Here is a 14,917-nt window from a genome sequence, read left to right as displayed (position 1 = left end):
ACGGCAGGGCGGTCCGTACCCACCAGTAGGGGTACGGACCGCCCGGGCTCGAGGCCCTTGTTCGCCCTTGTCAGCTGCGCAGAGCCGCCAGGGCCTTGCCGAGCAGGGCCGTTCGGTCGGCGGCCGCGGTGACGTGCTCAAGGCCGAAGCCGAGCAGCACGGTGTCACGCGTGGTGACCGCTCCGTACGTCTTGAAGAGTTCGCCGGACAGGCCCCAGTCGTTCACGACCGCGGGGCTGCCCGCGGGCGGCCCGGGGACGCTCCAGGCGCCGAGCGACGTCTCGAAGCCGTCGGTCTGGCCGGCCGTGCCGCCGACGACGACGGAGGCGTTGTCGGCGAGCACACCGTGACCGCCCGATCCCGGGTCGGTGATGTAGCTCAGCGACACCTCCACCGCCTTTCCGGCGTACGCGGAGAGATCGAAGTTGACCTCCTGCCAGCCGTCGGAGGCCCCGGTGAAGCTGTTCCAGGAACCGCTCGTGCCGGTCGCGGTGCAGCCGGCGGAGCCCGGGGTCAGATAGCGCTTGAGGGCGGGGTGCGCCTGGATGAAGTACCCGGCCTCGCACTCCACGGGAACCGCGGTGCTGGTGGCGCCACCCTTCTCGGGGAGCGTGGTCCAGTCGTCGGCCCCGGCCGTGTGCGCTTCGAGCGCCGCGTGGTCGTAGCCGGCCTCGGTGTCCCACAGGAGCTGCGTGCGCAGAGTGGGTGCCTGGGCCGCGGTGACCCCGGTGAGGTCGATGGTGCGGGTGAGACGGTTCCAGGCGTAGTCGGAGTGCGTGACGGCCGCCATGGATGCGCCCTCGAAGGGACCGTAGGGGTTGACGGTCCCCGGGTACGCTCCCGCTCCCGCGCTCGCGAACTGCGGGAACGTCTCGACGGGCAGCGTGTCCGAGGTGACGCTGTAGGCGCCCGCCGCGTTCAGCGGGTTGCCGGGTGCGCCGCCGAGCGGTCCGGTGGCTCCGGCGAGCTTGCCCGAGCCGGTGAAGGACGTGACGCCCGGCGTCGTCGTACGGGAGTAGGCGCCGAGGTAGTACTGGCTGAAGTCGTTCGTCAGGGCGCCCGGCAGTGCGACGTTGCCGCCCGCCTGCTCGCCCGCCTCGATCAGCTTGCCGCCCTCGTTGAGGTAGGCGCGCAGTTGCAGCTGGGTGGCGTATCCGGGGCGGTCTGCGCCGGTGTAGTGGACGACGTTCTTGAAGTGGCCGAGGACGCCGAGCGCGTCCGGCACGCCCTGGGTGGCGACGTCCCAGACGAGGGGCTTGCGGCCGTTGGCCTTCAGGGCGTCGACGTAGGTCTGTGCCTGCGTCGCTGCGGCGCCACCCTCCTCGGCGACCACCAGCGTGTCGGCGCGCGGCCGCTGGGCCACGGTGTAGGTGAAGCGCTCACTGGAGGTGGGCTTCCCGCTCTTCGTCTCGCCGGTGAACCAGACCTCGACCTTGTCGCCCGGGTCACCGTCCGCCACGAAGGCGCGGTACTCGTCGAAGTAGAGGTTGTCCTCGCCGCCGAAGGTCTCGCCGCCCTTCCAGGGCTTGAGCGCCATGTCCTCCGTACGGCCGCCGTTGACGCGGTACCTGAGCTCCTTGTCGCGTACGGACCTGCGCGCGACGACCGTGATCTCCTGGTCGGCGCCGCGGGAGTACGACGTGGTGAAGGGGGCCGGGGTGAAGTCGGGGGCGTCGATGCCGACCGAGGACTTCGGCTGGTCGGGCTTGGCGGCGCTCTCGGCGACGGAGAGCGCGAAGGGGATGTTCTTGGTGAACTCCTGCTGGATCAGCTTCTCGTCGTCCGGGAAGGTGAAGATCGACTCACAGTCCACCGCGTTCCAGGCGTCGTTCGGGTCGACGTTCGACGCGGTCTGGCAGGTCGACATCTCGGGGGTGAACATCGCCGTGCCGTTGACGTTGGACGCGTGGCCGTCGGCCTCGCCGTTGGTCGTGTAGAGCTCGGAGGAGACCTGCGGGCGGTAGCCGGGGATCGCCGGGTTCTCGGGAGTTCCGGCGAGCGACTTGTAGAGCACGTCGTCCGGGCTCGGCGTCGCCACCTGCCAGCCGACTCCGTAGAGGATCAGTTCGGCGGCGGAGTGGTAGTTGATGCCGTAGTCGAAGCCGATGCGCTTCTCGAAGGCGTCGAGCGCCTTGGTCTCGGGCTCGGAGCCGGGGCTCGCGCCGCGGTAGGTCTGGCTGGTCGGGTACGGGGACGAGCCCTCGTCGTCGTAGCCCCACTTGTAGGAGAAGTTGCGGTTGAGGTCGACGCCGTCACCGGTGGTCCAGGCGCCGTCGCCGTTGACGTCGCGCATGTTCTTGCGCCACTGGCGGTCGCCCTCGGCCTTGAACGTCCAGTCGTAGCCGTCCGGGTTGGCGGACAGGACGAACCACAGCTCGGTGGAGTTCACGAGCTTGGTGACCCGCTGGTCCTTGCCGTAGTTGTCCAGGTAGTAGTGCATCAGACGCCGGGTCATCTCGGGCGTGATCCACTCACGGGCGTGCTGGTTGGACATGTACAGCATGGACGGCTTGGCGCCGTCCTTGGTCGTCTTGGCGCCCTTGCTGAGCTTGAGCGCCAGGATGTCCTGCCCCTGGAGGGTCTTGCCGATGGAGACGACCTTCGTCAGGGACGGGTTCTGCTGCCCGGTCCTGAGGATCTCCTCCTGGAGGTTGCCCTTGCCGCTGTAGGGCCGGTAGACGCCGTCCCCCGCGGCGGCCACGCGCGCGCGTGCCTTGGCCGAGAGCTTGTGCTCGGCGAGGTCGACGCCCTTGTTCTCCAACTGGTCGGCCTGCTTGTCGGTGAGGTAGACCTCGACCGTGGCCGTGCCCTTGTCCGGGACCTGTTCGCCCAGTTCGTGACTGTCCTGGCCCGCCGCGAGGAGCAGGGGTACCTGTTCCTTCGTGACGTCCGCGCGGAACACCTTGACCTCGTCCGCGCCCGGGGCGGTCGTCGCGCCGGGTTCTGCCTGTGCCATGGGTGCGATGGCCACTCCGCCGAGCAGGAGCGCGCCGGCAGCGAGGATCGATCTCGCTCTTCGTCTCATGAGCCCCCCTTGCAGTTGTCCGCCACAGCAGCGAACAGATGCCAGGCTCATGACACTTCATGGTCAAGTCAAGAGCGCCTCGACGACAGCAAAACGCCGGTGCGGTTGCCCCAAATGGGCGCACGCACCGGCGTGTTGAGGATCGGGGCCGACTTCCCCGGCATCGGCGGAACACCACCGGCGGGTCCGCGGACCGGCCAGGGGAGCCGCGGCGCGCCACGGCCACGGCAATTTCCGTGGCCCGGCCCGCGACGATCTCCGTGGTTCAGCCCGCGAGGTTGTCGGCCATCTCCTCGGTGAGCGTGGACTCCGTCCCCGGGATGCCGAGGTCCTGGGCCCGCTTGTCGGCCATGGCGAGCAGCCGGCGGATACGGCCCGCGACGGCGTCCTTGGTCAGCGGCGGGTCGGCGAGCGCGCCCAGCTCCTCCAGGGATGCCTGCTTGTGCTCCATGCGCAGCCGTCCGGCGGCCGCGAGGTGCTCCGGGACCTCCTCGCCGAGGATCTCCAGGGCGCGCCCGACGCGGGCCCCGGCGGCGACGGCCGCACGGGCCGAGCGGCGCAGGTTGGCGTCGTCGAAGTTGGCGAGCCGGTTGGCTGTGGCGCGGACCTCGCGGCGCATCCGCCGCTCCTCCCAGGCCAGCACGGACTCGTGGGCGCCGAGGCGGGTGAGGAGGGCGCCGATCGCGTCCCCGTCCCGGACGACGACCCGGTCCACGCCCCGTACCTCGCGGGCCTTCGCGGCGATCGAGAGGCGGCGGGCGGCGCCGACCAGCGCGAGCGCGGCCTCCGGGCCCGGGCAGGTCACCTCCAGGGAGGACGAGCGGCCGGGCTCGGTGAGCGAGCCGTGGGCCAGGAAGGCCCCGCGCCAGGCGGCCTCGGCGTCGCAGGTGGCCCCCGAGACCACCTGCGGCGGCAGACCCCGGATCGGGCGTCCCCGGCCGTCCACGAGCCCCGTCTGGCGGGCCAGCTGGTCACCGCCCGCTACCACCCGTACGACGTAACGGGAGCCGCGGCGCAGACCGCCCGGAGCCATCACGATCAGCTCGGAGCTGTGGCCGAAGATCTCCAGGATGTCCCGCTTCAGCCGGCGCGCCGCCATCGCCGTGTCCAGCTCCGCCTCGATCACGATGCGGCCGCTCACCAGGTGAAGGCCGCCCGCGAACCGCAGGATGGCGGAGACCTCCGCCTTTCTGCAGCAGGTCCGGGTGACGGGAAGCCGGGAGATCTCGTCCTTCACCGCTGCCGTCATCGCCATGGGCCGATCCTTCCATGCATCCGAAAAATACGGTCGTACGCGGCGGCCAACAGCTCCGGATCGTGCCTCGGAGACTCATCGGTCCGGGCCACGGGCGCCAGCTCGACCGCGGCGCCGAACCGCTTGGCGGCATCGGTCAGTAAATCGCGGTCGGGCACGGCGGCCTCGTCGGCCAGCACCACGTCCAGGGCGAGTTTAGGGGCGTGTCGTCCCAAAACCTCCAAATGACGCTGCGGGGAGAAGCCATCGGTTTCTCCGGGCTGCGGAGCGAGATTCAGGGAGAGGACCCGGCGGGCCTTCGTCTCGGTGAGCGCGTCGAGCAGCTCGGGCACCAGCAGGTGCGGGATCACCGAGGAGAACCAGGAGCCGGGGCCGAGGACCACCCAGTCCGCGTCGAGGACCGCCGCGACGGCCTCGGGGACGGCCGGCGGGTCGTGCGGCACGACGTGCACGGACTGCACCTCGCCGGGTGTGAGCGCCACGGTCGCCTGTCCGCGGACGGTGTCGATGTCCTCGGGCCGCTCCGGGTCGTGGCCCTTGACCAGCGCCTGGAGCTCCAGGGGCACGGCGGACATGGGCAGCACCCTGCCGTGCGCGCCCAGCAGCCTGCCGACCAGGTCGAGGGCCTGGACGTGGTCGCCGAGCTGCTCCCAGAGGGCGACGATCAGCAGATTGCCGACCGCGTGCTCGTGCAGCTCGCCCTTGGACTGGAAGCGGTGCTGGATGACACGCGCCCAGGTCTGGCCCCAGTCGTCGTCGCCGCACAGCGCGGCCAGGGCCTTGCGCAGGTCGCCGGGCGGGAGCACGCCCAGCTCGTCGCGCAGCCGGCCGCTGGAGCCGCCGTCGTCGGCGACCGTGACGACCGCCGTGAGGTCTCCGGTGATGCGGCGCAGCGCTGTCAGCGAGGCGGACAGGCCCATGCCGCCGCCGAGCGCGACGACCTTGGGCTGGGCGCCGCGGCGGCGCGGCTTGGCGCCACGGCCCTCGACCGGCTTGCCCCCGCGGGCCTCGGGGGCCATCCGCCGCAGTCTGCTCAGCCGCGGACTACGTCCCGTCATTCTCGGCCCATGTCCCGGTGGACGACGACCGTCTCCACTCCCTCGGACACCAGACGGGCAGCGAGCTTCTCCGACATGGCGACGGAGCGGTGCTTGCCGCCGGTGCAGCCGACCGCGATGGTCACGTATCGCTTGCCCTCGCGGCGGTAGCCGGTCTGGATGAGCCGGAGCAGCTCGGCGTACCGGTCGAGGAACTCCTTGGCGCCGGGCTGGTTGAAGACGTACGCGGCCACCTCCTCGTTGAGGCCGGTGTACTGGCGCAGCTCCGGGACCCAGTGCGGGTTGGGCAGGAACCGCATGTCCACGACCAGGTCGGCGTCGACCGGCAGGCCGTACTTGAAGCCGAAGGACATGACGGTGGCCCGCAGCTCGGGCTCCTCCTCGCCCGCGAACTGGGCGTCCATCTTGGCGCGCAGCTCGTGCACGTTCAGGCTGGAGGTGTCGATCACCAGGTCCGCGTCGCCGCGCAGCTCGCGCAACAGCTCGCGCTCGGCGGCGATGCCGTCGACGATGCGGCCGTCGCCCTGGAGGGGGTGCGGGCGCCGCACTCCCTCGAAGCGGCGCACCAGGGCGTCGTCCGAGGACTCCAGGAAGACGATGCGCCGGGTGACGTGCTTGGTCTCCAGGTCCGCGAGGGACTCGCGCAGGTTGTCGAAGAATCGCCGTCCGCGGACGTCGACGACGACCGCGATCCGCGCCACGTTCCCCTGCGAGCGGGCGCCGAGCTCCACCATGGTGGGGATCAGCGCGGGCGGCAGGTTGTCGACGACGAACCAGCCGAGGTCCTCCAGACACTTGGCGGCGGTGGACCGGCCCGCGCCCGACATCCCGGAGATGATCACCAGCTCCGGAATGGCCGCCTCGGGGACGCCGGCCGTCTCGTTGGTGGTGCCCGTGTTCACTTCCGCTCCGTCTTCCTTCGCCGCTTCACCGGCTTCTTGGCCGGCTGTCCCGCCGGCCGCTTCTCGTTGCGTTCGATCCTCGCGTGCTTCGCTGTGCGATGCCTCTGTTTCAGCCGTGCGCGGTTCCCCGGTTCCGGCCGCGGGCGGTTGGGATTCCGCCGTGCGTCCTGCCGAGGGTTCTTCCTGCTCGTGCTCGGTCATCTCTCCTGCCCCCGTCGTTCGTCCGGGGAGCCCGCGGACACGGGCTCCCCCGCGGAACCCGCCGTCGTTTCGGATTCCGCGTCTGTCGCGTCTGTCGTGTCTGTCGTGTCTGTTGCGTATTCCATGATCTCTCCAGTCGCGGTGTTCACGGCGGGTGCCGCCGGGGCCGCCTGGGCGAGGGCCACGGCGATCGACTCGGCCGTCTTGCGGCCTATGCCCGGAACCTCGCAGATCTGGTCGATTGTCGCGGACCGCAGCTTCTTCACCGAGCCGAAATGCTTGATCAACGCCTGTTTGCGCGTCTCACCGAGGCCCGGCACGTCGTCCAGTGGGCTCGCTTTGAACCGCCGGGCCCGCTTGGTGCGCTGGTAGGTGATCGCGAAGCGGTGCGCCTCGTCGCGCACACGCTGAAGAAGATAGAGCCCCTCACTGGTACGTGGCAGCACCACCGGATCGTCCTCGCCGGGCACCCAGACCTCTTCGAGGCGCTTGGCCAGGCCGCACACGGCGATGTCGTCGATGCCGAGCTCGTCCAGCGCGCGCTGGGCGGCGGCGACCTGCGGCTGTCCGCCGTCGACGACGACCAGCTGCGGGGGGTACGCGAACCGCTTGGGCCGCCCGTCCTCCTCGGTGAGCCCGTTCTCGCCGTCGGCCCACTCGCCGGTCTTCTCCTTGTCGGCGAGGTACCGCTTGAAGCGGCGGGTGATCACCTCGTGCATGGACCGGGCGTCGTCCTGGCCCTCGAAGCCCTTGATCTGGAAGCGGCGGTACTCGCCCTTGCGCTGCAGCCCGTCCTCGAAGACGACCATGGACGCCACGACGTCGTCGCCCTGGAGGTGCGAGATGTCGTAGCACTCGATCCGCAGCGGCGCGCTGTCCAGGTCGAGGGCCTCGGCGATCTCCTCCAGGGCCCGGGAGCGGGTGGTGAGGTCGGAGGCCCGCTTGGTCTTGTGCAGGCCGAGCGCCTGGTGCGCGTTGCGCTGGACCGTCTCCATGAGGGCCTTCTTGTCGCCGCGCTGCGGGATCCGCAACGAGACGTTCGACCCGCGGCGCTCGGCGAGCCACTCCTGGACGGGCTCCACGAGCTCGGGCAGCGCCGGGACGAGCACCTCCTTCGGTACGGAGTCGCCGGTCTCCTCTCCGTAGAGCTGCTGGAGCGCGTGCTCGACCAGGTCACCCGTGGTGACGGCCTCGACCTTGTCGGTGACCCAGCCGCGCTGGCCGCGGACCCGGCCGCCGCGCACGTGGAAGATCTGCACGGCTGCTTCCAGCTCGTCCTCGGCGAGCGCGATCAGGTCGGCGTCCGTCGCGTCGGCGAGCACGACGGCGCTCTTCTCCATGGCCTTCTTGAGGGCCTCGATGTCGTCGCGCAGGCGCGCGGCCCGCTCGTACTCCATCTCCTCCGCCGCGTCCGTCATCCGGCCCTCCAGGCGGCGGATGTACGTCCCCGTGCGGCCGGCCATGAAGTCGCAGAACTCCTCGGCGAGTTCGCGGTGCTCCTCGGGGGAGACCCGCTCCACGCAGGGGGCGGAGCACTTGCCGATGTAGCCGAGCAGACAGGGGCGGCCGGTGCGCGCGGCGTTCTTGAACACGCCCGCGGAGCACGTCCGTACGGGGAAGACACGCAGGAGGAGGTCCACGGTGTCGCGGATCGCCCACGCGTGTCCGTAGGGACCGAAGTAGCGCACGCCCTTCTTCTTCTGGCCGCGCATCACCTGCACGCGCGGGAACTGTTCGTTCATGGTGACCGCGAGATACGGATAGCTCTTGTCGTCGCGGTACTTGACGTTGAACCGGGGGTCGAACTCCTTGATCCAGGAGTACTCCAGCTGCAGCGCCTCGACCTCCGTGGACACCACCGTCCACTCCACGGACGCGGCCGTGGTGACCATCGTGCGCGTCCGCGGGTGGAGGCCGGAGAGGTCCTGGAAGTAGCTCGCCAGGCGCTGGCGCAGGCTCTTCGCCTTCCCGACGTAGATCACCCGGCGGTGCTCGTCGCGGAATTTGTAGACCCCCGGCGAGTCGGGGATCTGTCCCGGCTTGGGGCGGTAGCTGGAGGGGTCGGCCATGTCTCACACCCTACTGGCGGGGTGTGACACCGCGGATGCCGTGCCAGGCACCCCGCGCCCCTTACGGGCCCCGTAAGGGGCGCGGGGCTGTGACATATGCGGCTCCGCCGCGTGGGCGCGACAAGCCACGAACGACCCGCAGCTTCAATCCGGCCGACCCAGCGGAGCGCCCCCGCGGAGCGCTCAGCGTGACTCCAGGAACGTGAGCACCGCCAGCACCCGCCGGTGGTCGTCCGCGGCCTCCGGCAGACGCAGCTTGCCGAGAATGCTGCGGACATGCTTCTCGACCGTGCCCTCGGTCACCCACAGACGCCGCCCGATCCCGGCGTTCGAGCGGCCCTCGGCCATGAGCTCCAGAACCTCCCGCTCCCGGGTGCTGAGGAAGGACAGCGGATCGTCGCGGCGCTGGGCCGAGACGAGTTCCCGCACCAGGGAGGGGTCGACGACCGAGCCGCCCTTGCGGATGCGGTCCAGCGCCTCGATGAACTCGTCCACGACCGTGACCCGGCTCTTCAGCAGATAGCCGATCCGCCGCCCACTCGCGAGCAGCTCCAGGGCGTCCTCGACCTCCACGAAGGCGGACAGCACGAGGATGCCGAGGTCGGGATACCGCTCGCGGATGCCGCGGGCCGCCTTCAGCCCTTCCGTGGAGTGGGTGGGCGGCATCCTGATGTCGACGATCACCAGGTCCGGCACGTGCTCGGCGACCAGTTCCAGGAGCGCGTTCGCGTCGCCGGCCTGGCCCGCCACCTCGTAGCCGAGGCGCTCGCAGAGACTGGCCAGACCCTCTCTGAGCAGGACGTCGTCGTCGGCCAGGACGACCGTCCCGCGCGCGGGCGGCTGTGCTGCGTCCATGGTGCTCCCCGTCCGCTCTGCCGACCGGTGCGGTGCGCGTCTGCGGTACGCCTCCAACAGCCTGCCGGACATGGCCGGTTACGGCTAGCCGCAGGTGGGCAATGGTGGAGAACCGGAAGCCGTTTCGGGGGCTGGCCGTGACGACACGAAGACAGTCCGAGGGAATGCTCGTAGCAGTGCAGATGCAGGTGGGCCGCCGCCCCGCGAGGGGCGGCGGGCCGATGACCGAAAGGCTGCGGAAGATGCGACAGACACGGATCGAAAAGCGCCGGCGGTCGGTCCGTGTGCGGCCGTACGAGGACGAGTTCTCCCCGTACGGGGACGAGGAGCGGTACGCGGACGGCCTGCGCTCCGGCCTCGACCCCCGCGACCCCGACGTCGTGCGCGCCAAGCGCCTGCGGTCGGCACCGAACGGCGGGACATCCCGCCCCTGAAGCAGGACGGCTGCCGCACCGTCCGTGCGGACCGCCCGGAGCGCACGCGCGTCACCGAGTCCAGGACTCCCCCTCACTGGACCTCCAACGCTGCGTACGTTCCGGGCAGTCACGTGTCCGGGGACGACCGCCGTCAGTCCGGAGACGACCGCCGGTCACGCCGGAGACGACTGCCGATCGGTCGGGAGATGACCGCCGGTCGGTCCCGGGAGGGCCGCCGGTCGGTCCCGGGAAGACCGCCGGTCACTCCGCGGCGGACCGCGGCACGGGCAGCCGTGCGATCAGCGTGGTCCCTCCGCCCGGCGGGCTTCTGACGGTCAGCCTGCCGCCGATCGCCTCGACCCGGTCGGTGAGCCCGATCAGCCCTGAGCCGCCGCCCGGTTCGGCTCCCCCGACCCCGTCGTCGGCGATGACGACCTCCAGTACGTCCTCGTACACCCTCGCCCGGACCTCGACCACCGTCGCGCGCGCGTGCTTGGCGGCGTTGGTTAGGCACTCGGAGGTCACGTAGTAGACGGCCACCTCGATCTGTTCCGGGAGGCGGGCCCCCGGCAGCTCCAGATCGAGTTCCACGGGCACGGCGGAGCGTCTGGCCAGGGCGCGCAGGGCGGGGCCGAGGCCGCCCTTGGAGAGGATCGCCGGATGGATGCCCCGGGAGATCTGCAGCAGGTCCTCGAAGGCGTCGTCCAGGCCCTTGCCGATGTGTGCCAGCTGCTCGACGAGCTCGGCCGGCTGGTCCTCCGCCATGGACTCGGCCGTGCGCAGGTCCAGCTGGAGCGAGACGAGACGCTGCTGGACGCCGTCGTGCAGATCGCGTTCGATGCGCCGCCGGGACGCGTCGCCGGCGGCCACCACGCGCGCGCGGGAGGCGGCCAGTTGGGCGCGACTGTCGGCATTGGCGATGGCGGTGGCGAGGAGTTCCGTGAAGTCGGCGAGGCGCGACTCGGTTCCCCTGGGCAGCGGTTCGGGGCGCGGGGCGGACACGACGACGGCCCCCCACAGGCGGTCGTCGACGACGATCGGCGCCCCGACGGAACGGCCGACGCGGGCCGCGCGCCCGGTGGCGGCCACCGCCCGGGCCGCCTCCTGGCCCTCCGTCGCGCCCGTGCGGGCGGAGCCGAGGACGGTGGCGGCGCCGTCGGCCCCGTACCGCAGGACGGCCGCGGAATCCGTGCTCAGCAGCAGTCCCACCTCGTGCGCGACGGCCGTGAGCACCTCGTGCGGCGGAACGCCGCGGGCCACCAGGGTGGCGACGCTGCGCAGCGCGGCCTGTTCGCGGGCGGCGCGGCGGCTCTCGGTGACGTCGCGCGCGGCGGCGTAGATGAGGCCCTCCTCGATGACGGGACGGCAGCTCCACTGGAGCCAGCACTCGGTGCCGTCGCCTCGTACGTAGCGGTTCTCGAACTCGACGACCTCGGCGCCGGTCGCCAGCCGGTCGAGGATGGCCTGGACGCGGTCCCGGTCCTCCTCGTGCACGAAGTCGAGGTACGGCCGGGACAGCAGGGTGCTGCCGGGGTAGCCGAGTGTTCTCTCGAAGGCCGGGTTCACGCGCTTGAAGTAGCCGTCGAGGCCGCTGATGCACAGCAGGTCCAGGGAGAGGTTGAAGATGCTCTCCAGCTCCTGTTCGGCCTTGTCGCGCCGTCCGTGGGCGGCGGCGAACGACGCCATGGTGGCGTTCATGCCGCGCAGCAGCTGCGCCCAGGTCCCGCCGAAGGCCGCGACGTCGGCCCGGTGTCCGAGGCGGTTGTCGTCGATCGCCGTGTTCATGGTGCGGATCTCGGCGGCGAACCGCTCGCTGGTCACGTGGAGTTCGCGAAAGGTGTCGGCCACGTCGCCGATCTCGTCGCGTCCCGTGTAGCGGATGTCGTACGACAGGTCGCCGTCGGCGAGTGCCTTGGCGCCCTCGGAGACCTCGGTGAGGGGTCGGTTGATCGAGCGGCGCAGGGCCAGCGCGAGGACGGTGACGGCGAGAAGGACCACTACGGAGAGGCCCAGTTCGCGTTCGCCGCGGTCCTTCACGGCCCGCAGATCACGGTCGGCGGCGGTCGCCAGCTCGTCCTCGGCGGCGTCCGCGATCGCGCGCAGGGCGGTGAGGCGGCCGGTGGAGGCGGCCAACCAGCGGTCCAGGGAGGGCAGTTTCGCGGTGTCTCCCGCGGCGAGGGCTTCGCGCGTGGCCCGGACCGTACGGCCCGCGGGCTGGAGCAGCACGCCCGACAGCCGCACCTTGAGCCGTCCCGAGACGTTCTGCCGGAAGGTGTCGAGCTGGGCGGCCTCCAGTGCCTGCCAGGGGTTGCCTGCGGCACCGGGGGCGTTCCCTGGTCCCTTCGCGAACAGAACGGCCAGGTCGGCGCGTTCGCGTTCGGCGGCCTCGATGGCCTCCAGTGCGGCCAGACAGCCGTCGGCGGCACGGCCGGAGGCCCGTGAGGGGCGGCCCGAGTCGAGATGGTGGACGGTGTTGAGCAGGTCGTTCGTGAGGCTCGCGTATGTCTGCTCGGTCTCCGTCGCGGTGAACGAGCCGCTGCCCGCCTCCAGTCTGGTCGCGAAGAGCTGCCGGCCCTTCGCGTCGAGCTGTCCGAGGACGTCCGGCTGCCCGGTGCCGTCCGCGGCGCCGGCCCGCGCGGCGGTCAGCGCGGCGGTCAGCGCGGCGGTCAGCGCGGCGGTCAGCGCCCGGTCCGTGGCGCTCCGGGCCGCGTCCCGTTCGGCCGTCACGCCCCACCGGTCCGGGGCCACCGCCACGAGGACCTCGGCGAGGCGTTCGCGGGCCAGGGACTCGGTGAGCGCGGTCAGGGCGAAGGAGACGCGCGTGGCGGTCCTGAAGTCCCGCAGGGTGCGCGCCTCGCGCCAGTCGGTCACGGCCGAGAAGACCGTGAAGGCGAGGAGCCCGGAGACCGGCAGCAGCACCAGCAGCATGAGCTTGGTGCCGACGCGCAGCCGGGCGAGCAGCGAGGTCCCGGCGCGCGGGCGCCCGGGCCGTGCGGACCGTCCAGGCGGCCCAGGCCGTCCGGACGGGCCAGGAAGTCCGGGCCGTCCGCCCCGGCCGGGCCTCCGCAGGCGGAGAGGGCCGCCTGCGCCGACGGATCTCCGTACGATGCCCGGCTGCCTTCGTTCGGCGTCCGCGGGCCCGCGTATACCGCCCGGGGTACGCCGTCCGCCGGGTCTCATGGCCCGGCCGACGGGTAACCCTGGTGGTCGGCCAGGTCCTTGTCGATCCGGCGGACCGCCTTGTCCAGGGCGGCCTTCACCGGGGCACGGTCGAGCATGATCTCCGCGAAGGCCCGCGAGAAGGCACCGCTGACCGCCGGATAGGCCGGGGTCTGCGACCGCGGCCGCGCCACACCGCTCTTCAGCTGCTCGATGAACAGGCGCTCGGCACCGCCCTCGGCGAACCTCGGCGAGAGCTCGATGGCGCTGTCCGTCGCCGGGATCGCCCCGTTGGCCCGGCTCATGCGCAGGACCTCCCGGGGCTTCAGGAGGTGGGCGAGGAACCGCCAGACCGCGTCCCCGTCGACGGCGGCCGCGGTGACGCCCCACTGCCAGGATCCCATCCCGGTGACGGTTCCCTTGCCGAAGTCGGGCAGCGGAACGATCTTCACGTCGTCCGGGAACGCCTTGCTGAACTCGGGGTACGTCCAGTGCCCCACCCAGGAGACGGGGCTGCGCCCGCTGGTGAAGGCCTTGTCGTCCTTGTTCGGGTCGACCAGCCCCTCCTTGACCCAGTTCTGGAGGGTGGTCATCGCCCCGACCGCCCCGGGCCCGTTGAGGAAACCTTCCGCCGTCCGCAGGTCCCGGGGGTCGATGAGGTCTCCGCCGGCCGACCAGACGGCGGGCGCGAACCCGTACGTGTTCCACTCCTGGCCCGAGAGCGCGTAGTTGAGGCGCAGGTCGAGGGGCCTTTCGTAGCCCTCCTTGCGCAGCTTCCGCAGGATGCCGGTCAGTTCGGTGGCCGTCCAGGCGTCGTCCGGGCCGCTCGGGACGCGGATTCCGGCCTGCTTCAGGACGGAGGGGCGTACGTAGAGGCCGAGCCCGGAGTCGAAGGTGCCGACGCCCCACAACCGGCCCTCATAGGTGCCCTGTTTGCGGATCGAGGGCAGGAGATCGGCCTTCACCGCCTCGGGCACACAGGAGTCGATCGGCTTGAGCTTGCCCGACCAGGCGTAGTTGTAGAGGTTCGGGCCGTCGAAGTCGAGCAGGTCGGGCAGTTCGCCGCTGGCGGCCGCGGAGACGACCAGTTCGTCGTACGGACGCGCTTCGGGGAGCGTGATCAACTCGACCCGTACGTCCTTCTGTCCGGCGTTGAAGTCCTTGACCTGGCCGCGCAGTGTGTCGAGCTCTCCGCTCGGTCCCGCGTGGAACCACACGGTGATGTCGGTGGTGCCTTCGAGCCTGCCGTCACACGTGGTGTCGCCGCGCTTCGCAGAGCGTTCACTGCCGTCCCCGCCCCCGTCGCAGCCGACGACGACCAGGGCCCCGGACAGCACTCCCGCGAGGACCACGCGGCGCGTCCGGTGCGTACCGGCTTTCCTGTTGAGCTTTCTCATCGCGCATCCCCACCAGACCGACAGGACACGGTCACCCCAGGGCAGCGACATGCTACCGCGCGTCACCCTGCACTGCGCTCCGTAGGCGCGAACGAAGTTATCCGGCATGGGACTTCAGCACTTTCCGGCTAGCCGGAAAGCCAACCCGGCAGCCCGTTGGGAAGCTGTCCGCATGTCCATGCGCTGTCTCATCGTCGATGACAGCGCCCGGTTCCTGGAGGCCGCGCGCGCCCTGCTGGAGCGCGGCGGGGTCCGGGTCGTCGGCGTCGCCTCGACGGGCGCGGAGGCGCTCACGCGCGCGCGGGACCTCGCCCCGGACGTCGCCCTCGTCGATCTCGACCTGGACGGCGAGAACGGCCTCGACGTGGCAGGAGCGCTCGCGGACACCGTGCCCGCCGTGATCCTCATCTCGACGCACTCCCTGGAGGACTTCCAGGAGTTGGTGGCGGACAGCCCCGCCCGCGGCTTCCTGCCCAAGTCGGCGCTGTCGGCACGGACGATCCGGGACCTGCTGGAGCCGTGAGGCGGGCTCCCTGACCGAGATGGCCGGACGTCCTGACCGAGGTGGCGGGGAGCGCGT

10 protein-coding genes are annotated in these 14,917 nt (G+C 71.3%); 2 read left to right on the top strand and 8 right to left on the bottom strand.

Going from position 1 to position 14,917, the window contains the following annotated elements:
* Nucleotides 1–70 precede the first annotated feature (70 nt).
* The 6 genes from QF035_RS38760 to QF035_RS38735 form a co-directional block, all read right to left on the bottom strand.
* Nucleotides 71–3,025 (bottom strand): M14 family metallopeptidase, encoded by a 2,955-nt coding sequence (locus QF035_RS38760; RefSeq protein WP_307525734.1) that lies wholly within the window; start codon nt 3,023–3,025, stop codon nt 71–73.
* A gap of 265 nt (nt 3,026–3,290) precedes the next feature.
* Entirely contained in the window at nt 3,291–4,280 is a 990-nt protein-coding gene (whiA, locus tag QF035_RS38755; RefSeq protein WP_055615083.1) for a DNA-binding protein WhiA, read from the bottom strand.
* Nucleotides 4,271–5,338, bottom strand: coding sequence for a gluconeogenesis factor YvcK family protein (locus QF035_RS38750; RefSeq protein WP_307525731.1), 1,068 nt, complete (start codon nt 5,336–5,338; stop codon nt 4,271–4,273). The genes whiA and QF035_RS38750 overlap by 10 nt, the downstream gene beginning before the upstream one ends.
* Nucleotides 5,335–6,441 carry an RNase adapter RapZ gene (gene rapZ, locus QF035_RS38745; RefSeq protein WP_307525729.1) on the bottom strand — a complete coding sequence of 369 codons (1,107 nt, stop codon included), beginning with the start codon at nt 6,439–6,441 and terminating at the stop codon, nt 5,335–5,337. Before rapZ ends, QF035_RS38750 begins: the two co-directional genes overlap by 4 nt.
* On the bottom strand, nt 6,438–8,510 hold the full coding sequence (gene uvrC / locus QF035_RS38740) for an excinuclease ABC subunit UvrC (protein ID WP_307525727.1): 2,073 nt from the start codon (nt 8,508–8,510) through the stop codon (nt 6,438–6,440). Before uvrC ends, rapZ begins: the two co-directional genes overlap by 4 nt.
* A gap of 183 nt (nt 8,511–8,693) precedes the next feature.
* Nucleotides 8,694–9,365, bottom strand: coding sequence for a response regulator (locus tag QF035_RS38735; RefSeq protein ID WP_307525726.1), 672 nt, complete (start codon nt 9,363–9,365; stop codon nt 8,694–8,696).
* 242 nt (nt 9,366–9,607) lie between these two features.
* On the opposite strand from QF035_RS38735, the gene QF035_RS38730 reads away from it, so the two are divergent.
* A complete protein-coding gene (locus tag QF035_RS38730; protein WP_307525725.1) occupies nt 9,608–9,799 on the top strand; it encodes a hypothetical protein in 192 nt (63 codons plus the stop codon).
* A gap of 243 nt (nt 9,800–10,042) precedes the next feature.
* On the opposite strand, the gene QF035_RS38725 is transcribed toward QF035_RS38730, so the two are convergent.
* Complete coding sequence (locus QF035_RS38725) at nt 10,043–12,709, bottom strand: PAS domain S-box protein (RefSeq protein WP_307525724.1); 2,667 nt, start codon at nt 12,707–12,709, stop codon at nt 10,043–10,045.
* A gap of 248 nt (nt 12,710–12,957) precedes the next feature.
* A complete protein-coding gene (locus QF035_RS38720) occupies nt 12,958–14,337 on the bottom strand; it encodes an ABC transporter substrate-binding protein (protein ID WP_307525722.1) in 1,380 nt (459 codons plus the stop codon).
* A gap of 172 nt (nt 14,338–14,509) precedes the next feature.
* Here QF035_RS38720 and QF035_RS38715 point away from each other — a divergent pair, with 172 nt between their 5' ends.
* On the top strand, nt 14,510–14,860 hold the full coding sequence (locus QF035_RS38715) for a response regulator (RefSeq protein WP_307525720.1): 351 nt from the start codon (nt 14,510–14,512) through the stop codon (nt 14,858–14,860).
* The last annotated feature ends 57 nt before the right edge of the window (nt 14,861–14,917 follow it).

The organism is Streptomyces umbrinus (assembly GCF_030817415.1).
GTDB classification, from domain to species: domain Bacteria; phylum Actinomycetota; class Actinomycetes; order Streptomycetales; family Streptomycetaceae; genus Streptomyces; species Streptomyces umbrinus_A.
Note: the sequence above shows the minus strand (reverse complement) of the source record. Positions and strands in the feature narration are given on the sequence as shown.

Coding starts and splice junctions, on each gene's coding strand:
- QF035_RS38715 (WP_307525720.1), top strand. CDS start 14,510: ATGTCCATGCGCTGTCTCATCGTCGATGACAGCGCCCGGTTCCTGGAG.
- whiA (WP_055615083.1), bottom strand. CDS start 4,280: ATGGCGATGACGGCAGCGGTGAAGGACGAGATCTCCCGGCTTCCCGTC.
- rapZ (WP_307525729.1), bottom strand. CDS start 6,441: ATGACCGAGCACGAGCAGGAAGAACCCTCGGCAGGACGCACGGCGGAA.
- QF035_RS38730 (WP_307525725.1), top strand. CDS start 9,608: ATGCGACAGACACGGATCGAAAAGCGCCGGCGGTCGGTCCGTGTGCGG.
- QF035_RS38725 (WP_307525724.1), bottom strand. CDS start 12,709: ATGCTGCTGGTGCTGCTGCCGGTCTCCGGGCTCCTCGCCTTCACGGTC.
- QF035_RS38750 (WP_307525731.1), bottom strand. CDS start 5,338: ATGACGGGACGTAGTCCGCGGCTGAGCAGACTGCGGCGGATGGCCCCC.
- QF035_RS38735 (WP_307525726.1), bottom strand. CDS start 9,365: ATGGACGCAGCACAGCCGCCCGCGCGCGGGACGGTCGTCCTGGCCGAC.
- QF035_RS38760 (WP_307525734.1), bottom strand. CDS start 3,025: ATGAGACGAAGAGCGAGATCGATCCTCGCTGCCGGCGCGCTCCTGCTC.
- QF035_RS38720 (WP_307525722.1), bottom strand. CDS start 14,337: ATGAGAAAGCTCAACAGGAAAGCCGGTACGCACCGGACGCGCCGCGTG.
- uvrC (WP_307525727.1), bottom strand. CDS start 8,510: ATGGCCGACCCCTCCAGCTACCGCCCCAAGCCGGGACAGATCCCCGAC.